This is a genomic window from Rhodococcus sp. NPDC059234, from assembly GCF_042754225.1.
Classification (GTDB): Bacteria; Actinomycetota; Actinomycetes; order Mycobacteriales; family Mycobacteriaceae; genus Rhodococcus_G.
In genome coordinates, this window is sequence record NZ_JBHZAH010000030.1 from 12,716 (window position 1) to 34,423 (window position 21,708).

Genomic DNA, 21,708 nt, shown 5'->3' on the forward strand with positions numbered 1-21,708 from the left:
CTCGATCGGTCTGCATCGACCCGAATCGACCACGATCCGGCTGTGGCAGTTGTGTGCGGAATAGCGGGAGTCCGGAGGTTCGACGGCGCGCCGGTGGACTCCGCGCTGCTCGCCGATATGGCGAGGCGCCTTCGTCACAGGGGTCCCGACGACGCCGGCACCTGGTCGGGGGGGTCGATCGGCTTCGCCCACACCCGGCTGTCGATTATCGACCTGGCCGGTTCGCCGCAGCCGATGAGTGGCGTGCACGAGCGCACACACGTCGTGTTCAACGGCGAGATACTCAATTACAAGCAGCTGCGTGCGGACCTGGCGTATCCCTTTCACACGGCGGGTGACTGCGAGGTTCTGCTCGCACTGTACGAGCGGTACGGCGTGGCGGGAGTCGCCAGGTTGCGCGGGCAGTTCGCCTATGCGCTGCACGACTCGTCGACCGGCGAGACGCACCTGCTGCGCGACCGGCTCGGGATCCTTCCCCTGTACTACTACGCCGACGCGACGGTGTTCGCTTTCGCGTCGGAGATCAAGGCGCTGCTTCCGGTTGTCGGGTCGCCAGAAGTCGACGAGGAGAGCCTGCACGACTACCTGGCACACCGGTCGGTGCCGGCGCCGTACACGCTTGTCCGCGGTATCCGGAAGGTGCAGCAAGGTCACCACCTCGTGGTTCGCGGCGACGGCTCGGTGCATTCCAGTCCGTACTGGGAGCTGCCCAGCGCGCCCGCCGTCCGGAAGGTCGCCCCCCGGGAGGCGGTACGGCTCGTCGACCAAGCGCTGAAGGCGTCGGTGCGCGACGCGCTCGTCGCCGACGTGCCGGTCGGCGCCTACCTGTCCGGCGGCGTGGACAGCAGCCTGATTTCCGCGCTGGTTGCGCGGGAGCGTCACGGCGCCGGTCTGCACACGTTTTCGGCGGGGTTCGGCGACATTCGGACGGATGAGACCGCGTGGGCACGCAAGGTCTCGCGGATCGTCGGGAGCGAGCACCACGAGGTGTTGGTGACGGCGGACGATTTCCAGCACAACTGGGCGAAGTTGAGTTGGCACCGGGACGCGCCACTGTCCGAACCGGCCGACGTGGCGGTGTTTCGATTGGCCGAACTGGCGCGGCACCAGGTGAAGGTGGTGCTCTCCGGCGAGGGCAGTGACGAGCTGTTCGGCGGGTACCCGAAATGCCGGTACGCCAAGACGACTCGCTGGGCCGGTGCGCTGCCGAGCGCCACGCTGCGACGGCTCGAAAGTGCCTTGCCTGCAGGCAAGGACAGGCTGGGCATCGCGTTGCGCGCGATCTCGGAACCCAGCTACCCCGAACGGATGCGAGGCTGGTTCGCGCCCTTCACCTCCGCAGAGCGCGACGCCCTCCTCGGTCGTGCGGGCACCCGGACGGTCCTCGCGCCGTACTCCGACGGCCGCGGGGATGCGCTGCGCCGAATGCTGTACGCGGATGCGCACACCTGGCTGGCGGACAACCTCCTGGAGCGGGGCGACCGCATGTCCATGGCGGCATCACTCGAACTGCGTCCGCCGTTCCTGGACCACCGGCTGGTGGAACTGGCGTTCAGTCTTCCGAGCGTCGTGAAGGTGCGCCGCGGGACGACCAAGTGGGTCGTCAAAGAGGTTGCCCGCCAATATCTTCCCTCCGAGGTCGTCACCCGTCGCAAGGTCGGCTTCACGGTGCCGTTGGACTCCTGGTTCCGCGGCGGGCTTCGCGACATGGCGTACGACCTGTTGACGGGACCGTCGTCGTTCGTCGGCGCGACTTTCGATCGGGCCGCCGTCGACAGGTTGCTCGCCGGCCATTCCGCCGGCACACGCAACGAACAGCGACGAATCTGGACACTGCTGTCGTTGGAAGTGTGGCACCGCCAGTTGGCCGGCCGGTGATCGTCGTCAGATCCGTCGCGGGTCGGCAAGTCGTCGAAGGGCGGGCGCGACCGGGCGCCCGTCCAGTAGGCCTGCCACGGAACCGTTCTCGAGGGCGCGGCGGTATACCGGGAGTGCCTCGCACACGGCGGCGACCGTCTGTTCGATGTCCGTGTCGGCGTGCGCCGCGGACGTGACGAACGACTGACCGAGGACGCCGCGTTTGAGCAGTTCCTGGAGGAACAGGGTGCGGTACGCCTGCGACGGGTTCCCGTCGGGTCCGCGGGTGACGAAGACCAGGCAGGACGGCCGGCCGACGACCTGCAGGTAGTCGCCGACACCTGCGTCCGCAGCCGACGCCGTGACCGCGTGCGCTAGCCGGCGACCCGCACGCTCCATTCGACGGATCGGTTCCTCCGTTGCGTAGGCGTGAACCACGGCACGAAACGCGGCGAGAGCGCCGCATTCCGGTCCGTGCGTGGTGGAGAGCAGGAAGACCCGGGCCAGTCCCGTTCGTAGTCCCCCCAACTCCATGTACGCGCGCCTTCCGGCGAGCGCGGAAATCGGAAACCCGTTGCCCATCGCCTTGCCCCAGCAGGACAGGTCCGGCCGGACCCCGTAGACCGCCTGCGCGCCGTGTGCTGACCAGCGGAATCCGGTGATCATCTCGTCGAACACCAGCAGCGTGCCGTGGTGGTCGCACAGGGCACGGACACCCTCGAGGAATCCTGCCGCGGGCTCCGCAGTGGCTGTCGCGGCCTCGAGGATCACACAGGCGACGTCCCCCGCGGCGAGGACGGCGGACAGCGACTCCAGGTCGTTGTATCGGAATCGGACGGTGTTCGCCGCCGTCTCCGTCGGGATGCCGTTGTCCATCTCCGTCGTCCCGATGAACCAGTCGTCGACGGAGAAGAACGGCTGGTCGCACACCGCGATCTTGACGCGGCCGGTCGCAGCCCGCGCCAGTCGGATCGCCGCCGTCGTGACGTCCGAGCCGTTCTTGGCGAACTTCACCATGTCGGCGCCGGGCACGAGGTCGAGAAAGTCCTCGGCGGCCTGCAGTTCGAGCACGGTCGGTCGACTGAAGTTCACGCCGTCGACGATCGCCTTCGACACCGCGTCGACGACCGGCAGATACCCGTGGCCGAGTGTGACGGACCGCAGGCCCATGCCGAATTCGACGTACTCGTTGTCATCGGCATCCCACACGCGGCACCCCCGCCCGCGAACGAGGACCGGTGCCATGGACTCGGGGTACTGATCGGAACCGCGGGAATACGTGTGTGCGCCGCCGGGGACCAGTTCGTGCAGACGGGCCTGGAGCGTGTTCGAGCGAGCGAAGGTCGGATTGCCGGGTGGGGGCGGCATGGGAGCCTCCGTGATCGGCGGGGAGGACACGGTTACGTTGTGCCTTGCAGCCTACGTGGCGATGCCTGAATGCACAGGTGCGCGGACATCGCACACGCTGGCTGCGACCGAGGGGGTGCGGTAGATTCGCGACTGGGCGCCGATCCTTCGACCGCTGGCGGGCATGGTCTCCGGGGAGGGCCGTGTGGGTGCCTCGGATTGGCCGATGCTCGGCTCGCGCCGATACTCGCGATAAGGATTCCCATTGGCGAACAACAACGTTGGCGCCACCGCCGTTCCTGGCGACGAGTTGAGAGTTCTCGTCGAGAATGCTGAGTACTGGTTGAACAACCGGGGCGACCTCGCGATGATGCACACGACCGTCGAGCGGCTGCGCGCCCGGTGGCCCAACGCGCGCGTCGGCGTGCTGACGTACCAGCCCGTGCTGCTGCGAGCGCTGGTGCCCGGAGCCGAGCCCGTCTCGTATCGACGGGGCGGAGACTGGGCGCGTGACCGCTGGCATCACCGGTTGCCCCAGCTGGCCGGCCCCAGGGTTGTCGGTCCGCCCGTGGCGGCGTGGCGGGCGGCGACCGAAGAACCTCGGCGCCGCCTGCGGACGGTTCGCAGAGTCGTACGAGCCAGGCTCGGAGCAGGCGACGGATCTGCAGTCGTCCCGGCCGGCGATTCGACGGCGGTATCCGTGGTGGCGGGACTGCCCCGTGTTCCCGCCGCCGCCCGTAGCGCTTCCCTTGTCGTTGCACTGGGCGGCGGGTACATGACCGACGGCGACCTCTACCAGGCGCATCGAACGCTGAACCTGCTCGAGCACGCGATCTCGCTGGGAATCCCGACCGCGATGGTCGGTCAGGGCATCGGCCCGATGGAGGACCCGCTGCTGATGCGGCGGGCCGCAGAGGTGCTGCCTCGCGTCGGCTTCATCGCCTTGCGGGAGGGACGCCGCGGCGGCGAACTGCTCGCCCGTCTCGGTGTCGCGGCGGACTCGGTGCTGGTGACGGGTGACGATGCTGTCGAGTTCGGATACCGGATGAGGCGCGACGCGACCGGTTCCGACATCGGGGTGTGCCTGCGGATCGCGGCCTACACGAGTGTCGACGCCCCGGCTCGGGACACGGTCGGTCGGGTCGTCAGGAGCTTCGCGGCACGGGTGAACGCGGGCCTGGTGCCCCTGATCGTCTCCGAGGAGGGAGCGGAGGATCGCAGGTCGACGCTGCCGTTGCTGAACGGCTTCGCGCGATCGAGGCCCGTGATCGGGCGATTCGGCTCCGCGTCCGAGCTGGCGGAGCAGATCGCGGGTTGCCGGCTGCTCGTAACGGGGGCGTATCACGCCGCGGTCTTTGCCCTGGCGCAGGGAATTCCGGTCGTGGGTCTGTCGGCGTCCCGGCTGTACAACGACAAACTTTACGGATTGGCGGAGATGTTCGGCGGTGGCCTGACGGTTGTTCACCTCGACGGGGAGCAGCTCGAGGAAACGCTCACGAACACGATGCGCGAGCTGTGGGACGAGGGGCCGGACTTGCGGGTGCCCCTCCAGGCGAAGGCGCTCGCGCAGGTCGCCGCGAGTAGAGCGGGCTTCGACCGGATCTTCCGACTCGTGGAGTCCGGACGCGGCCGGACGCCATAGCCCTGGTCGCCGCAGATGCTCGTCCGGCGCCGCATTTTTCTTTCGGGCGAACAGCGAAGCGTGCCATAGTTGATGCACCCGCCGATTCATCATGGCGCGATGGGCGCCCATACATCGCGGAGGGCATGTGAACTCGACATTGAAGCGTCGGATCGAACAAGTCCGGCAGCGATGGTGGGTGGTTCTGGCCATCACGGTGTTCGCGATAGTGGGAGCCTTCGCGACGTCGCACGGCGCCAGCACGACCTACGTCGCGAAGGCGGCGCTGATCGTGTCCTCGCCGGGGCGCCCTCCCGAGCAGGATGCGGTCTTGGTGCAGGGCTATGTCACCTATTTCAACGACCCTGCCACGCAGGAGCACCTCCGGGCCGCCGACCCCAACATCCCTGCCGGGGCGACTTTTCAGGCGCGGACCGCCGCCGCCAGCCCGATACTGTACGTCGAAGCGACCGCACACGATCGTGGTACCGCCCAATCCGCAGCAGAACTGATGGCCGAGGCACTCCGGGACGACGTCAACGCGGTCCGAACGGAGGGAACCAAGGGGAGCCTCGAGCAGCTGACCAAACAGCTCGACGCCATGCGGGCCACACAGGTCCCCGGTGTGCTCGACCCGTCGATCACGGCGCTGCAGGATCGAATCGACTCCATCCGTTTCGACTCTACGAACCAGCTGCAAGACCTTCAGCTCCGGGCCGGCGTCACGGAGGTTCGGCCGAAGGGCTCGTTCGACCTCCTGCTCGCGGCCGTCGGCGGACTGATACTGGGGACCCTCGCCGCCCTCGCGCTCGCCACGGTGTCCACGCGTCTGAGGACTCTGGACGACGTTCGGGAGAAGACCGACGTCGAACCGCTGGTCGAGGTGCCGCGTGGCGGCTCGGACGAGCGCAACGCGGCGCGCGAGGACCGGCTGCGACAAGTCGCGAACATGACGCGACTCGCGGACCTGCCGCGACCGACCGTCGTTGCGGTGACCGAAACCCGAAATGTGTCGGGTGCACGAACCATCGCCCGGGCACTGGCCGAATTACCTGCGATCCAGGGGGATCGGACGATTCTGGTGCAAGCCACCCCGAGTCCCGAATCGGACTCTGCGCCACGCGGTGCCGGTTTGGCCGGGGTGCTGGCCGACGATCCCGAGTATTCGGTGCAGCGTGCTCTGTGTGCCGGCAACGTGCCGACCATGAGCATCCTTCCGCCCGGAGAGCTGGGCGCCGATCCCTTCACGCTGTTCACGCCGGACCGCATCGCCGCTTTGGTCGATTCGCTGCGGTCCATGGCGGACATGGTGGTCATCGAGGCCCCCTCGATCTCCAAAGTCAGTGAGGCGCAGGTGCTTTGCGCGGCCGCAGATTGCACGATCCTCGTCATCGCGAAGGGCACCTCCCGCGCAGGCGATGTCGACGAGGCGGCACGGACGTTGACGAAGGCGCATGCCCTGCTGCTGGGTGCGGTGATGCTGGACCAAGCGCCCGGCAGGTTCGGTCGAGGACCGTCGGCTTCCGGCGCCGCGGAACCAGAGGGTCCCGCCGAGGCGGCACCAGCGGGCGAGCCGGAGGTGGCATCTCGGACGGCCGCGGACTCGGTCCAGTCGTCCGCCGACGAGACACGGCAATGACCGGACGGCCATGAGGGTTGCGGGGTACCCGACGACGGACCCGCCGAGAAGCGGCGGGGGCGGCCCTGCCGAGCGCGAGTCGCGGATGCCGCCGGTCGCCACCGCCCTCGCCGCGGTGCTGGCCGCGATCGTCGCCGCAATGGCCGTTCCGCGGGTTGTCGGTGGGAGCTTCGCGCACCTCGTGGCGTTCGGCGCCGTGTGCGCGGTGGTCGGGCTCGCCGTGCTGCGAAGCCCCGTGGTTGCGTCCATTCTGCTGCTCGCTGCGACCTTTCTTCGGGTGGCGCTGCCGCCGATCTTCCCGGTCGATCTGTTCTTGGTTGCATTCGCCGGCATGGTTGCCTCGTTCGCGATCTGGATGCAGACGCATCCGGATCGCCTCCGGGGGATCGGCGCCCTCGAATGGGCCATGGCGCTGTACCTGCTGTGGAATCTGTTCTCGATGGTGGCCCCGCACGAGTATCCCGCCATCGCACCGCTGACCGGGGCGACCTACTCGGTGCCGCGGTTCATCCTGACGGGAACTCTGATTCCCTTCGCGATGTACGTCGTCGGCCGATACACGTTCGAGCGTCGTTCTGCCGTGCGCGCTCTGTTCTGGACGATCCTGTCGTTCGGTGCGTACTCGGCACTGGTCAGTGTGCTGCAGTTCAGGGGGCCGACCTCGCTAGTGTGGCCCAGATATATTGTGGAAGCACCGAATTGGCCGAATCGGGCGGTCGGAGTGTTCAATCAGCCGGTCGTCAACGGATTCGTCCTCGCACTAGGCTTCACCGTTGCAATGCTGCTGATGGGCAGTCGAAGTGAGCCGCGATGGCGGAGGTTGATCGCGCTGATCGTGGCCGTGGGGTGCGGCTACGGCATCTACCTGACGCACACGCGTGCCGCGTGGCTCGGCGGTGCGGTGGTCCTGGTGATCGGCATCGTTTTCGCCAAAGGCTTCCGGACCGGGTTCGTGGTGTCGGCGGGCCTCGCCCTGTCGATGGTGACGATCAACTGGTCGCTGTTCTCGAGCACGGACCGGGCGGCGGGCGGAGTCGGGTCGGCAGAAGAGGTAGAGGATCGATTCAACGCGGCACAGACCGCGCTCTGGGCATTCGGCCAGAAGCCGTTGGCAGGCTGGGGAATTGGTCGCTTCCAGGCGGTGAACACCTACCACCATCAGCAATGGGCGCCCGAGGTCCCCTGGGTGCGCGGTTACGGCATCGTCGCGCACCAGAACGAACTCGGGATCCTGGGTGAGCTCGGGTTGATCGGCCTCGCATTGTGGATCGCGGTGTTGCTGCTCGTTCTGTATCGCCTGTTCGATGCCTATCGAACGCTGCCTGCGAAGGGTCTCTGTGGAAAGCGCCTCGCCCTCGTGGCGATCATGGCGCTGGTGCTCCTGATCACGACCGGATTCACCGTGGACCTGAGGTTCTTCGATTTTCCCGGCGCGGTCGTCTTCCTTGTCGTCGGAGTAGCCGTTGGCTGGGCCGACCGGCACAAGCGCGCGCACGTGACGGTCCCCGGAGTGGTGAGGCCCGTGCCTGCGTCATCCGAGGGAGAGACGTGAACGGTCAACGCGCGTTGTGGGCGTCCACCAGCACCGCGACTCGTGGGGGAGTGGCGACGTACGTACGCGCGATCCAAGGCGTGCCGCTCTGGCGTGACTGGAACATCCGTCACATCAGCACCCATCGTGACGGCGGACCCGCAGCCAAGGCCATGGCGTTCGCGCGGGGATCGGTCGAGTTCGTCGTCGCACTGGTCACATTCCGGCCCGACGTCGTCCACCTGCACTCCAGCGCGGGCGCAAGCTTCGCGCGCAAGGCAATCTTGCTCTGGCTCAGCTGGGTTGCACGGGTCCCCGTGGTCCTGCACATCCACGGATCCGACTTCCAACTCTTCTACGACGATTCGCCCCGCGCGGTGCAATGGGTGATTCGCGGAACACTCGACCATGCGGGCGCGGTGGTGGCGCTCGGTGACGACTGGTCTCGGCGACTGCAATCGATCGCACCTCATGCTCGGATCAGCGTGATTCCCAATGCAATTCAGTCGGCAGATCGGATAGTGCAGCCGGTGCCCGGCGGGCCTGTGCACGTGGTGTTTCTCGGCCGTATCGGTGACCGCAAGGGAACGTTCCGGCTGCTCGACGCGTGGGCGGACATGCTCGAGCATTCCGACTCCGACCGTGAGTGTCGGTTGACGATAGCCGGTGACGGCGAGGTCGAACGGGCCCGTCGCCGCGTCGCGGAGCTTCGGATATCCGATTCCGTCGCGGTCCGGGAATGGCTGTCGTCGACAGAGGTGGCGGCACTCCTGGACTGTGCGCACGTGCTGGCGCTACCGTCGCGCAACGAGGGACAGCCGATGGCAGTGCTCGAAGCGATGGCCCGCGGTTTGTGCGTGGTGGCCAGCGACGCGGGCGGAATTCCGGAGATGATCGACGGCGGCTGTGGGGTCGTGACGTCGGCCGACGACGTGGCCGCGATCTCCGCGGCGTTGCGCCTGGTCGTCCACGACGACGAGACCCGAGCTCGGCTCGGTGCTGCGGCCTTCGAGCGATTCCACGAGCGCTTCGACGTCGATGTCGTGTCGCGTCGAATCGACGCGCTGTACCGTGAGGTACTTCGATGAGCGGCCGCACGCGTCCCCGTTCCCGTGTGCGCCAAGGCCCCTTGCGAGTGTTGTTCGTCGTGCCCGATCTTCGTGTCGGCGGCGCCGAGCGCCACGTGGCGACACTGCTGCCACGGATGGACCCGACTCGGTTCGAGCCCTCGACAATCTGTATCGGAGACGAGGGTGCGTTGTTCCCGACGCTGACCGAGGCGGGAGTCGACGCAAAGGCGTTGCACTGCACCAAGCGGCAGGCCGTACGGGCGCTCTGGATTCTCGTCCGGGAGATGCGCCGGGCACGAACAGATGTCGTCGTCGTCCGGGGGTACAGCGCCGAGACCCTCGGCCGACTCGCGGCGAGGATCGCCGGTGTTCGACACACGATCATGTGGGTGCACAACGCCGGTGACACCGCCCCGCGCGGACGCGTTCGTATCCTCACCGATCGCGTGCTCACACGATGGACCGGCGCGTATTTCGGGGTTGCAAACGCGCAGTTGCCCTACCTGATCGACGATCTGGGCTACCCCGCGGAGAAGGTTCGGGTGATCCACAACGGCGTGGATCCCGCGAAGTTCACCACGGCAACCGACCGGTCCGTACTGTCCGAATTCGGGTTCGGCGTTGGTGATCCGGTTGCCGCGATCCTCGCGGCGTTGCGTCTCGAGAAGGATCACGCGACGTTGCTGCGGTCTGCACGTCAGGTGATCGACGAGATTCCCAACGCGAAGTTCCTGATCATCGGCGACGGTCCGACCCGGCCGGAGCTCGAGCGGTTGTCCACCGCGCTCGGGGTCGCGGCGAACGTGTGCTTTGCCGGCGTGCGCGAGGACGTGTCCAGGCTGCTGTGCGCGATCGACGTGTTCGTCCTCAGCTCGTCCACTGTCGAGTGCTTTCCCATGGCCCTGCTCGAGGCGATGGCGTGCGCTCGGCCTGCGGTGTGTACCGCTGTCGGCGGAGTCTCCGAGATGCTCGAGGACGGCCGCACCGGTTACCTTGTGCCGGCGCAGGATCCGCATCTCCTGGCGGAGCGGCTGTCTGCTGTGCTGTCCGACCCGGTCTCGGCGCGGCGCATGGGGCGAGCCGGCCGCGAGCGAGTCGAATCGGAGTTCAGCCTGGACCGCAGTGTCGCGGAGGCCGAGCGCGCGATCGAGGAACTCGTCGCCGGGCTGAGTGTGGGGTGACGGGATGCGCCACCACGTTCTCATTCTCGTGGAGAACCTCTCGGTGCCCTTCGACCGCCGGGTGTGGCAGGAGAGCCGCGCGCTGGTCGATGCCGGCTACCGGGTCACAGTGATCAGTCCGACCGGGACCGGGCAGGACCGGGAGATGGAAGCGGTGATCGACGGTGTCCGCATCCTTCGATACCACCTGTGCGCCTCGACCGGGGGACCGCTCGGCTACCTGCGCGAGTACGGGCTCGCCTTGTGGCACACACTGCGTTTGGCGCTGAAGGTACGCCGAGAGGGGCGCATCGACGTCGTGCACGCGTGCAACCCGCCCGACTTGCTCTTCCTGGTCGCTCTCGTACTGCGCCCGTGGGGGACTCGTTTCGTATTCGACCACCACGACCTGGTGCCCGAACTGTTCGTGTCCCGCTTCCCCGACGGCGGTACGACGTTGCAGCGCCTGACCAAGCTTGTCGAGCGGCTCACGTTTGCGGCGGCCGACGCGGTGATCTCGACCAACGAGAGCTATCGGCGGGTCGCGATCGAGCGCGGGAGGATGGCGCCGGACAAGGTTGCGGTGGTGCGCAGCGCGCCGGACCTGAGCCGGTTCGTTCGACAGTCGCCGGACCCGGGTCTTCGTCGGGGCAAGCGCTACCTGGTCGCGTACCTGGGGGTGATGGGTCCGCAGGACGGCATCGACTACGCGCTGCGATCCTTGGAGCGATTGCGTACCGACCTCGGGCGGGACGATGTGCACGCGATCTTCATGGGTTCTGGTGACGCTTTCGACGACATGGTTGCGTTGAGCGAGCAACTCGGGATCTCCGACATGGTGGAGTTTCCCGGCAGGGTGCCGGACGAATTCGTCCAGCGGTGCTTGTCGACCGCCGACCTGTGCTTGTCGCCAGATCCACTCAACCCCCTCAACGACGTCTCGACAATGAACAAGGTGGTCGAGTACATGGCGATGGAGCGACCGTTGGTTTCCTTCGACCTCGTCGAGACGCGGGTGTCGGCCGGGGACGCCGCGACCTATGTCCCCGCCAACGACGAGGCGGCCTTTGCCAAGTCGATCGACGAGTTGCTCGACGACGAGGAACGGCGTCATCGTATGGGCAGGGTGGGGAGGGCGCGGGTGGAGCGGGAGCTCTCCTGGGAGGTGTCCAGACGGGCGTTGCTCGAGTTCTATGGACGGCTGCTCGGCGAGTCCCGCAGTAGCGGGTGCGGAACGAGGGAACGGAAGACCATGGCCGACACGATGTCGAGCGACGACACGCACGCTGGGGCACAGCACTTCTGCCGAACTGTGCGATCCCTCGGTGCCATCGGTACCGAGCCACGGATCTTCGTCGCGGGCTGCGGCAAAGGCCACGAAGCGCTGTTCATTCGCAAGGAGCTCGGGGGTTCGCTCACAGGCGTCGATGTCGGCGAGGAATGGGACCCCGAACTGGGCTCGGGTGTAACGGATTTCGAGCTCCGAGCCGGTGACGTCCTTGATCTTCCCATTCCGGACGAGAGCTTCGACGTCGTCTTCTACCACCATGTGATCGAGCATGTTTCCGATCCTGCGGTCAGTCTGCGCGAACTCGCTCGGGTGTTGCGGCCCGGCGGGATGATGTACATCGGGACGCCCAACCGGCACCGAGTGGTCGGCTACCTCGGCTCCTTCGATGCGACGACGAGGGAGAAGGTGCGGTGGAATCTGAGCGAGTACCGGGCGCGGATTGCCGGACGATTCCACAACGAGTTCGGTGTGCACGCGGGCTTCTCCGAGAAGGAGTTACGCACGTTGTTGAGTGCGCAGTTCACGGACATCCGGTTCCTTACCGGTGACTACCTCCGTTACAAGTACGGCGGACGACTGCCCGAACCCGTTCTCCGGGCGGTCGCGTCGCGGACGCTGTGCGAGGTGACAGCACCCTCGGTGTACGCCATTGCATGGAAGGCGGTGCAGCGGTAGCGCCGACCGGGCGCCGATCTCAGGCGTCCGTGCGGACGAGGACGAGGCCGTCGTTGGCCGCGACGGTGACCGTGCGTGTGACCTCGCCGTTGTTCACCTCGGGGGCCTGGGATCCCCTGAGACGACGGAACGGCTGTTCGAGGTCGATGGTGCGGCTGGTGTCCGTGGCGTTGTGCAACACCGTGCCCCGATCGAAGTCACGCCGGTAGACGCCGTCGGCTACCGACCCGATTCGGCCGTCGAACGGTGCCGCCAGCGCGACCGTTCCGGGATTCGGGGCCAGTGGCTTGCCGAGATATCCGCGTCCGAGCCCGCCGCCGTCCATTTCGTCGTAGTAGCCGAGCTCGGTGTAGCTCGAGTCGAGCACCGGAGCCCAGTAGCCGTCCTGCAGCAAGGTGGCCGTCAGGAAGTACCTCGCGCGGCGGTAGTCCTCCGCAGACCCGGCCGTGGCGCCTCGGGTGTCGATCGTCATCGACACCGGTGGTGGGTTGTGGTCACCGTCGGACGAGTCGTCGACATACCGCACCGAGTCGTCGGCACGCTCCGGATCCGCGGTCGAATCGGCGAAGTCTTCCCAGGCGCGGCCGTTCAGTTGTCGGTTTCGCAGGGTTCGACTCCCGTTCGCGACCAGAATTGCCTCGGGCATCCCGGCACGCATGATCTTCTCGGCGCTGTCGATTCCCTGCTCCCAGGGATTGTCGATGCCGTAGATGTCCTCGGCTTGGACGTCCGTCCCGTTCCCGCGAATGTCCCATGCGTCCCGATCGGCAGTCCACACGTGATCCCCCCAGGCGTCCAGGAAGACTCCGTCCCACACGCGCGCACTCCACACCTGGTCCACGACCCAGTGCGCGGCGTACTCGGCGAACGTCTGGCCGCCGACCCGCGGTGCCACGTCGGTGAGGTTCGTCATCACGGTGTCCGGCCACTGGCTCACCGGCTCGCCTGCGGCCGTCCTGGCCAGCCACTCACGCGGAAACCTGCTGTCCGTCTGGGTCGTGAACTGCCACAACGCATAACGGTCGGACCAGCTCCGGCGGTCGCCCAGTCTGGGCGGGTAGTCGACGACATTCACGTAGGCAAGCAGTCGGATCTCCGGGCTGGCTCGGCGCAATTCGTCGAAGAATCCGGCGCCGAGGCGAGCGTGCCATTCGCTGTCGATGACCACCACGTCGTAGCGTGCGAGCTGCGCCGGCGCGGGCAGATTCTGCTGCGCCAGGAAGTATGCGGCCGTCCGGGGGAAGTCGGGGCCGCGCAGTCGAGGGGCGGATGGGACCTCCGGGGACGACGTTCCACCGCACCCACCCGCGACCGCTACCGCGGCGGCGAACGACAGCCGCCCGAAGTCGCGGCGGCTGATCCTGCGGGTACGAGGGTCGGACGAGTCCGATGGCACCCTTTCGAGCATGCCACAGGCGGTTCGGTCGCTCCCCGGCGTGAACAGACCTCCTGGTCGTGTGTGGGAAATTCTCGAGGTGCCTGCCTGCCGGGAGCGGTATCGTCTTCAGTGGCGATTGATCGGGCGACGCCTTTGTTCGCTCGTTCGGAAAGAGGTCGCGGGTGGCACGGCTGGCCTGGTACGTACGCAGAGCGCGGTCGATGACGGCGCATGAAATGGCATGGCGTGCGAGCAGATTCGGCCGTGAAATGGTATCCCGAGACGGTCGGGCGCATCCGGTGTCCGCGTCGCCGGACTGGGATGAGGCACTGCGCCTGTTCCGTGACGGCAAGGACCGGCCGGTGCTACTCGACCGGAGACGCGCGGAACGAATTGCCGTGGATCACCCCGCGGCTGCGCAGGCGGTCGTCGCAGCCGCCCGGCAGATCCTCGCCGGCGATGTCACCTACCTCGGATACCCGGCCGCGCACGTCGGTCGGACGGTCGACTGGAATCACGATCCGATCGCCGATTTCCACTGGCCGCTGATCGCCGCACGCAGGATCGACCACCGCACCGCGGCGAGCGATCCCAAGTGGATCTGGGAGTTGAATCGTTTGCAACATCTGCCGTGGTTGGCGCAGGCCTGGCTGTTCACGAATGACGACCGGTTCGCCGAGGCCGCATTCGTGCACCTGGACTCCTGGATCGACCAGAACCCGGTCGGGACCGGCATCGCATGGCGGGGTGCGTTCGAGTCCGGCGTACGTGCGATCTCCGTTGCGACCGCGCTGCAGGGTCTGCGCGATTCGCCCGCGCTGTCCACCGCGCGATTTCGGCGAGTGGTCGGATTGCTCGGTGCAAGCGCGCGGTACTGCTGGCGGGGCCGCTCTCGATTCAGCTCGGCCAACAACCACCTGGTCGGTGAGCTGGCCGGCCTGGCCTGCGTGGCGATGATGCTGCCGGAGCTGGGGTCGGCGGAGGCGATGCGTCAGCGCGCGATCCGCGCGCTGGCGATCGAGGCCGGGCTCCAGATCCTGCCGGATGGCATGGGAGCGGAACAGTCGATCGGGTATCACGTCTTCACCGCAGAGGCCCTGAGCCTGGTCGCCGCGTGGGTGACGCTGCGGGGCGACCCGGTGCCCCGCGAGATCGCGGACGCGATCGACCGCAGCGCGAACTTCCTGGCCGCGCTGGTCGACGGCGACGACCCCCAGCCCCGGTACGGTGACGACGACGGGAGCTTCGCGCTCCGGCTCGGCCCGGAGCCGCTGCGTACCGTGCGCGACCACCTCGGCGTCGTCGCCGCGGTCACCGGAAACTCGGCGGCGCGACGCGTTGGGCGGGAGACGATCTCCTCGGCCTGGCTGAGCGACGCGATCGGGAAGGCGGCCGGCGCCGCCGGCGGTCGGGCGGTGCCGGCAAGCTTCTACGCCCCGCAGGGTGGGCTCGCGGTGCTGCGGTCGGGGAACCGTCGGTTGACGATGGACATCGGGCCGCTCGGCTACCTCGCAATCGCCGCCCACGGACATGCCGATGCGCTGGCAGTGACGCTGACCGCGGGCGGACGGGAGTTGATCGGCGATCCCGGCACCTGCAGCTACTACGGCGACCCCGATCGGCATTCGGTTCACCGCGGCACGCGCGCGCACGCGACGGTCTGTGTCGACGAGGCCGACCAGTCCGTGATCGGCGGGCAATTCCTGTGGACGGACCACGCCCGGGTCAACGTTCACTCGGTGGATCTCGACCGCGGGATCGTCGACGCCGAGCACGACGGGTATCGGCGCCTCGATGATCCCGTTGCACACCGGCGATGGCTGATCGCGCCACCCGGCGGTGCCACGGTGGTGGTGGTCGACCTGGTCAGCGGCTCGGCGCCGCACGATGTCCGGGTCTCGTGGCCGCTGCACCCGTCGCTGCAGGTGACGGCGTCGAAGGTCGGGCATCTCGTTCGCCGGGACGATGCTCCGGTCCTGCAGCTGGCGTACGCGGCCACTGCACCGCTGGACGTCGAGCAAGTCCGGGCGAACTCGGATTCGAACCTCGGGTGGTGGTCGGATCGGCTCGAGAGCAGGACACCGTCCTGGCTGGTGGGCGTGCACTGCCATGCGGGTACTCCGCTCGCCGTGCTGACGGTCCTGCGGCTGCTGGATCGACCAGGAGGGCTCGAGGTGCGGGATCAGGAAATCGAGTTGCGGGGCGCGGCCCTCGTGGCGAGTTGGTCCGAGCGTGGCCGCCGCCACGGGTTCACCGTCGACTGCACCGGCCGGGCAGCCGTCGACCTCGCGGGGATCGGGTGGTAGCGAATGTCTCTCGTCGAGCCGGAACCCCTGATCAGCTTCCTGACGACGGCGTATCGAACCGAGTCGTACGTCGACGAGGCGATCGAATCGGTCATCGCCCAAACCCGCCACGACTGGGAACTGATCGTCGTCGACAACGGCAATTCGGACGAGCTCGCGGGGATCGTCGACCGCTACACCGACGACCAGCGGATCACACTCCTGCGTCAGCCGAACCGGGGATACAGCGGGGGAGTCTCGGCGGCAGCGGGGGCAGCCCGCGGCAGGTACTTCTGTGTACTCGACAGTGACGACACGGTCTACCCGGACTTTCTCGAGAGGATGGGCTCGGTCATCGAGGCCCACGCGGACGTCGATGCGGTGGGCTGTGATGCCGAACTCTTCCGAGACCCCGACGACCTCCAGGGGCCGGAGGGCTACCTCGACTCGATCGGCCGCCGGCATCCCCCCGACCCGACGCGGCCGCTGAGTCTGGCCGAACTGCTGACCGAGGGCGTGCCGTACTACAGCGGCGCGATCCGGCGCGAGGTCTGGACGGCCCTCGGCGGATACGACTGCGAACTGACCGGGGTCGAGCCCGACGTCGTGCTGTGGCTGCGCATCGTCGACGCCGGTCGCGACGTCCGACTGCTGCCGGACAGGTTGGCGAGGTGCCGCGTACGGACCGACTCGTCGTCGCACGATCCTGGGAACGTGGAGGACTTCGAGCAGCGCCTGCAGCGGTCCTTCCTCGTCGTCGGGGAGGAATCGGGAAACCGCACCATCTCGGCCGCGCCGGACGGGATGCTGCGTCGACTGCGGTATGCGCAGTCCCTTCGTCGCGCCCGGGTAGCCCTTCTGCTCGGTGACGTCGCGACTGCCCGCGGTGCGACCCGGGACGCGCTTCGTCAGCGGCGCACCGTTCGCGCGGCTGTCGTCCTGACCGGACTGCGGTTGTTTCCCGGCGTGCTGCGTCGAGTGCACCCGACCAAGAAGCGCGTTTCCGCGATGGTGAACCGGTTCCGGTACCGTCTCGCGACAGGATTGCGCGGATGACACCGCGTGAGTCCGGATGAATCCTCGCGCAGCGCACCGGGGGATCCCGTCGACATGACCGCCGGCGACGAGGAGGCTCCGGCACGCACGTTCGGCAGTGTGCTCAAGCGCGGTGCCGCGATGGCAGCTGCGGGCACGGTCGTCGTGCAGACCGTGACCATCGTGCAGACCCTGGTGCTGGGTCGGCTCCTCGGACCCGAGGAGGTCGGGGTCTACGCGGCAGGCACGGCCATGATGGGGTTCTTGGTGGTCTTCACGCACGGGACGCTCTGCCAGGCGCTCATCCAACGTGAACACGACGTCGAGGACGCGGCGAACACGGTCCTCGTCGCGACCTTCTGTACCGGGCTCGTCATGGGGCTGGCGGTGCTGGCAGCGTCACCGCTCATCGGCGCCATGTTCGAAGACTCGAGGGTGGGTCTGGTCGCGGCGGTGTCGTCGGGAACAATTGTCCTGCACGCATGTTCGAGTGTCCCGGATGCACTGATGCAACGTGCCTTCAAGTTCGAACGCCGAATCGTCATCGACCCAGTGGTGGGTGTGACGTTTGCTGTGGTCTCGATTGCCTTCGGCGCTCAGGGTTTCGGAGCGTGGGCGATGGTCATCGGTTCCTACGCCTCGATTGTCGTCTGGGTGGTGATGAGCTGGTGGCTGGCCAGGTGGCGGCCGTTCCGGGGACGCATCTCCTTCCGGATCTGGCGGGAGATGGCGGGGTTCTCACTGCCCCTGTTGGTAGATGGTCTGGTCGTGCGTGGGCGAGAGTTCCTGGAATTGGTGCTCATTGGGCGGGCTCTCGACACCGCGGCGTTGGGCAACTACCGATACGGGTATCGAATTGCCATGATGCCGGTCACGGCCGTCGTCCAGGTCTGCTCGTACGTGTTGTTCCCGGCGTTCTCTCGCATCTACGGCGACCGAGACCGATTCCGAGGTGCGTTCTTGCGTGCCCTCGGCTGGATATGGCTGGCGGCCGTTCCGATCGCCGCGTTGATGGTGGCGGTCGGTGAACCGCTCGTCGTCCTGCTCCTCGGCGAGCCGTGGCGGGGGGCCGGGGTCGCCGTGGCCACGATGCCCGGTCTGGGGCTGGGTGCGGCAATGAATTCCGTTACTGCAGAAGCGATGAAGGGTGCCGGCAGGTCGTCGCGACTGTTGTGGATGACTGCGGTGGGGGTGGTCGTCGGCCTTCCCTTGTTGGTGGTGTTGCTGCGGTTCGGGCTCGCTGGAGTGGGTCTTGCGATCTCCATCGGCTACCTTGCCGCCGGTTTTGTGGGTCTTGCGCTGGCTCGCCGCGTGGTGGACGTCTCGATCTCCGACATCGTCGCGTGTATGGCGCCGTCGACGATTGCAGCCGCAGTCGCGCTGGCGGTGATCGCGCCGTTCGAACATCTCGTACTGCAGTCTGATCAGTATTCGGCGCCGGTCGGACTCGCTCTCATCGCGCTGGACTGCACAGGATTCCTGCTGATCTTCGTCGCCGTACTCAGGCTGACGTCACCCGTGATGTACGGCTCTCTCCTGAACGCCTGTCGGCGGATGGTGACACAGGCGGCGGCGCTCATCCGGCCGGGGAGGTGATCGATCGAATGACCGGACATGGCAAGGGGCGCAGTCGCTGGGCGCGGCGGGGGACGACTGCCCTCGCCTCGTTGGTCGCCGCCGTCCTGGTCGCAGTGGCGGCGGGTTGGCCGATCTACGTCGATCCGCAGGTCGACGACCCGACGCCGGCCGACGCCGTCGTGGTGTTGGGAGGCCCCGGAAGCGAGCGTTATCAGGTCGGGCTCGACCTGATGCGCCGCGGCTTGGCGCCGCAACTGGTGATCTCGAACCCGGTCGGGGACCCCGAAGAGATGCCAAACCCCCTGTGCGATCAGCAGTTCGAGTTCGTCGTCAGCTGTTTCGTTCCAGACCCCTCGAATACGCGTGGTGAGGCCATCGAGATCCGCGATCGCGCCGAGGCGCAGCACTGGACGAGCATCATCGTGGTCACCTGGAAGCCGCACGTGTCCCGGGCTCGCTACGTCATCGAGAAGTGCTACAGCGGCGAGCTCACGATGGTCGCCAGTTCGCATGACATGCGGCGGGCGTACTGGCCATGGGCGTACATCTACCAGACGGCCGGATACGTTCGCTCGTTCCTGCATCGGGGGTGTTGAACGACGGGTCGCGGGGACGACCCGGACCGGCCGGACCTTGGGGTACGTTCGATACGGCGAGAGGTTTTCCGTGAACAGTAGCGAGCCTGAAGTCAGGAAGCCGTCGTGGGCCTCCATGTCGTGATGATCGGGGTCTACCCACTCGAACCGGGAGTGATCGTCGGTGGCATCGAGTCGGTGACGAGCACCCTCGTGCCCGCACTGGCCGCGCAGGACGCGATCGACAAAGTGACCGTGATTCGATTCCATCACGGAGAAACGTCACGACGATACCGCCGCGAGAGCGAAGCAGTCGAGGTCTACCTCCTGCGCGGACAGGACCGGTTTCGGACAATTACTCGCTCGTTTCGCGACGTCCGTCGAGCGCGTCGGCTGATCGGCGAGCTGAAACCCGACATCGTGCACGGCCAGGAGATCGGTTGGTACGGAGACATCGCCGCTCGGTGCAGCCCGAACAGCGTCGTCACCGTCCACGGTCTGCCGCACGTGGAGATCGGTCTGTCGGCGCAGACCCGCTTTCGGGACAGGCTTCGTGCCAAACCGGTTGCGGACATGGTGAAACGGGTGCTCCGGGAGGCCAAGGTGGTGATCTCGATTTCGGAGTACGACCGCAGGGAACTGACGGGCCTGGTGTGCGGCACGCGTGTGAGCATCCCCAACCCGACCGCACGGGAGTTCTTTGCGCTGGCGCCGTCGGGGCCGACCGAACCACGCTTGTTGTTCGCCGGGGTGCTGTCGCCGCGCAAGAATCCTGAGGGGCTGCTCAACGCCTTTGCGATCGCGCTCGAGGAGGTGCCTTCGGCCCGGTTGGTGATGGTGGGTCCGTGCCCCGACGGTGAGTACCAGCGGTCGATCACCGAGCGTGCCGAGCGCCTCGGTCTCTCCGGCAGCCTCGAGTTTCTCGGGCTCGTGGACAACGAACGGCTGTGCGAGGAGATCGCGAAGGCACGGGCCGTGGTGTTGTTCTCGCGCGAGGAAACGGCACCGACGATACTTGCCCAGGCGATGGCCGCGGGCAAACCAGCCGTCGCCTCACGCGTTGGCGGTGTGGCGGAGATGGTCCGCGACGGTGAATCCGGCTTCGTCGTCGAATCCGGTGACGAGGCCGGGTTGGCGCAGCGCATGGTGACAGTCCTGGCTGATCAGGATCTGTGCTTGCAGATGGGCAGACGGGGCCACGACATCGCGCTCAGCCGCTTCGAGCCGGCGGCCGTGGCCAGTCGGACCGTCGACGCGTATCGCCTGGCGCTTAACCCACCCGGAGCCAGGCGCAGGAGGTATTTCCCGTGACCCGAACGGATGAATCATTCACCTGGCAGGGGCGACCAGTGCTCGTCACCGGTGGTGCCGGGTTCATAGGATCCCACTTGGTCGAACTGTTGGCTGCCGCGGGGGCGGAGGTGACGGTGTTCGACACCCTCACGTCGGGGAGCCGTGAGAATCTCGCGGCCGTCCGGGAACGCGTTTCCCTGCGAGAGCGAGACGTTCGGGATGTCGACTGGGGAAAGTACCTCGCCGGGAATCGCTGTGACGTGTTGTTTCATCTGGCCGCCAACGCGTATGTCCCGCCGTCGGTCGAATCGCCGTCCTTCGACTACGAGACGAATTTTGCGACGACATTCCGCCTGCTCGAGGCATTGCGTGGATCGGCGTGGCCCGGCCGAATGATCTTCGCGTCGTCCGCGGCGGTGTACGGCAATGCGGTACGAATCCCGATATGCGAGGAGGATCCGACCGTGCCGATATCTCCTTACGGTGTCGGGAAGTTGGCGGCGGAACGCTATGCCGCGGTGTTCAGTCAGCTGTACGGACTCAACATCGCGTCGCTCCGATTCTTCTCGGCCTTCGGGCCGCGGCAGCGCAAGCAGGTCGTATTCGATCTGCTGGCGAAGTTGAGTCGCGACCGCGAGGAGTTGTTCATCCACGGCGACGGTACTCAAGTGCGGGACTTCCTCTATGTCACCGATGCCGCTCGATCGGCCATGGTTGTCGCGGCCGCCGGACCGCTGGAGGGCGAAACGTACAACGTGGGGTCCGGCGAGCAACACACCATTGACGAACTCGCGAAGGCGCTGTGCGGTATGACCGAGGTCAATCCGCGTTTCGTCTACAGCGGAACGAACCGGCCGGGTGATCCGGAAAAACTGGTCGTCGACATCAGCCGCCTGGAATCGATCGGGTACCGGCCGGAGGTCGAGTTCGCGCAGGGACTCGCCAATGTCGTTGCGTGGTACCGGGAGCTGACGGGCGAGACGTGGAAATGAGGTACGGCATCCGGGCCGGCCGAGCGTAGCCGCCGGCACGAGGTGCCCACGACGGTGAGTGTGCCCGCCGGAGTTGAATGGACTTGAAGTACGTAAAATGCTGTTATATCGGGTCTGCAGTCTGTTAAGGTTGGTGTTTTCGGGCGGTAGTCGCGGCCCGGCGTGCCCGGGGAGGTCGGTTCAGGGGCGACACCCAGCGACCTGGACGACATCCTTGACACCGCTAAGGCGGTGGTGACTCTGCCGTACGTGCCATTACTGAGGGGCGCAGACGGGATGGAACCTCTGACTGTCGAGGGAGGCGTCGATCCGGACACCGGGTTCGGCTCGCATCGACCGGAACCTGAATGGAAGTCCGGTCGCCGATTAGCTTGGCCCCTC

At 67.0% G+C, this 21,708-nt stretch carries 15 protein-coding genes; 13 read left to right on the top strand and 2 right to left on the bottom strand.

Annotated elements, in window-relative coordinates:
* Positions 1-51: 51 nt before the first annotated feature.
* Positions 52-1,878 carry an asparagine synthase (glutamine-hydrolyzing) gene (gene asnB / locus ACFXGJ_RS09365; RefSeq protein WP_378618134.1) on the top strand — a complete coding sequence of 609 codons (1,827 nt, stop codon included), beginning with the start codon at positions 52-54 and terminating at the stop codon, positions 1,876-1,878.
* 6 nt (positions 1,879-1,884) lie between these two features.
* Here the strand turns inward: asnB and ACFXGJ_RS09370 are convergent, their stop codons facing one another.
* Entirely contained in the window at positions 1,885-3,225 is a 1,341-nt protein-coding gene (locus ACFXGJ_RS09370; protein ID WP_378618073.1) for a glutamate-1-semialdehyde 2,1-aminomutase, read from the bottom strand.
* Positions 3,226-3,469: 244 nt separating this feature from the next.
* Here ACFXGJ_RS09370 and ACFXGJ_RS09375 point away from each other — a divergent pair, with 244 nt between their 5' ends.
* The 6 genes from ACFXGJ_RS09375 to ACFXGJ_RS09400 all read left to right on the top strand — a co-directional run bounded on the left by ACFXGJ_RS09375 (position 3,470) and on the right by ACFXGJ_RS09400 (position 12,191).
* On the top strand, positions 3,470-4,846 hold the full coding sequence (locus ACFXGJ_RS09375) for a polysaccharide pyruvyl transferase family protein (RefSeq protein ID WP_378618074.1): 1,377 nt from the start codon (positions 3,470-3,472) through the stop codon (positions 4,844-4,846).
* 127 nt (positions 4,847-4,973) lie between these two features.
* A complete protein-coding gene (locus tag ACFXGJ_RS09380) occupies positions 4,974-6,464 on the top strand; it encodes a hypothetical protein (RefSeq protein ID WP_378618075.1) in 1,491 nt (496 codons plus the stop codon).
* Between the two features lie 10 nt (positions 6,465-6,474).
* Complete coding sequence (locus ACFXGJ_RS09385; RefSeq protein ID WP_378618076.1) at positions 6,475-8,016, top strand: O-antigen ligase family protein; 1,542 nt, start codon at positions 6,475-6,477, stop codon at positions 8,014-8,016.
* The gene (locus ACFXGJ_RS09390; protein WP_378618077.1) at positions 8,013-9,083 is read left to right on the top strand and encodes a glycosyltransferase family 4 protein; all 1,071 of its coding nucleotides are present in this window, start codon (positions 8,013-8,015) and stop codon (positions 9,081-9,083) included. Before ACFXGJ_RS09385 ends, ACFXGJ_RS09390 begins: the two co-directional genes overlap by 4 nt.
* A 59-nt stretch (positions 9,084-9,142) precedes the next feature.
* Positions 9,143-10,246, top strand: coding sequence for a glycosyltransferase (locus ACFXGJ_RS09395; RefSeq protein ID WP_378618078.1), 1,104 nt, complete (start codon positions 9,143-9,145; stop codon positions 10,244-10,246).
* A gap of 4 nt (positions 10,247-10,250) precedes the next feature.
* Positions 10,251-12,191: a glycosyltransferase gene (locus ACFXGJ_RS09400; protein WP_378618079.1), complete on the top strand. Its 1,941-nt coding sequence runs from the start codon at positions 10,251-10,253 to the stop codon at positions 12,189-12,191.
* Positions 12,192-12,210: 19 nt separating this feature from the next.
* On the opposite strand, the gene ACFXGJ_RS09405 is transcribed toward ACFXGJ_RS09400, so the two are convergent.
* Complete coding sequence (locus ACFXGJ_RS09405) at positions 12,211-13,587, bottom strand: putative glycoside hydrolase (protein ID WP_378618080.1); 1,377 nt, start codon at positions 13,585-13,587, stop codon at positions 12,211-12,213.
* 380 nt (positions 13,588-13,967) lie between these two features.
* Here ACFXGJ_RS09405 and ACFXGJ_RS09410 point away from each other — a divergent pair, with 380 nt between their 5' ends.
* The 6 genes from ACFXGJ_RS09410 to ACFXGJ_RS09435 all read left to right on the top strand — a co-directional run bounded on the left by ACFXGJ_RS09410 (position 13,968) and on the right by ACFXGJ_RS09435 (position 21,327).
* On the top strand, positions 13,968-15,875 hold the full coding sequence (locus tag ACFXGJ_RS09410; protein ID WP_378618081.1) for an alginate lyase family protein: 1,908 nt from the start codon (positions 13,968-13,970) through the stop codon (positions 15,873-15,875).
* A gap of 3 nt (positions 15,876-15,878) precedes the next feature.
* On the top strand, positions 15,879-16,910 hold the full coding sequence (locus ACFXGJ_RS09415; RefSeq protein ID WP_378618082.1) for a glycosyltransferase family A protein: 1,032 nt from the start codon (positions 15,879-15,881) through the stop codon (positions 16,908-16,910).
* Between the two features lie 54 nt (positions 16,911-16,964).
* A complete protein-coding gene (locus ACFXGJ_RS09420) occupies positions 16,965-18,485 on the top strand; it encodes an oligosaccharide flippase family protein (protein WP_378618083.1) in 1,521 nt (506 codons plus the stop codon).
* A gap of 71 nt (positions 18,486-18,556) precedes the next feature.
* Complete coding sequence (locus tag ACFXGJ_RS09425) at positions 18,557-19,063, top strand: YdcF family protein (RefSeq protein WP_378618084.1); 507 nt, start codon at positions 18,557-18,559, stop codon at positions 19,061-19,063.
* Positions 19,064-19,168: 105 nt separating this feature from the next.
* Positions 19,169-20,353: a glycosyltransferase family 4 protein gene (locus tag ACFXGJ_RS09430; protein ID WP_378618085.1), complete on the top strand. Its 1,185-nt coding sequence runs from the start codon at positions 19,169-19,171 to the stop codon at positions 20,351-20,353.
* Between the two features lie 38 nt (positions 20,354-20,391).
* A complete protein-coding gene (locus tag ACFXGJ_RS09435; protein WP_378618137.1) occupies positions 20,392-21,327 on the top strand; it encodes an NAD-dependent epimerase/dehydratase family protein in 936 nt (311 codons plus the stop codon).
* The last annotated feature ends 381 nt before the right edge of the window (positions 21,328-21,708 follow it).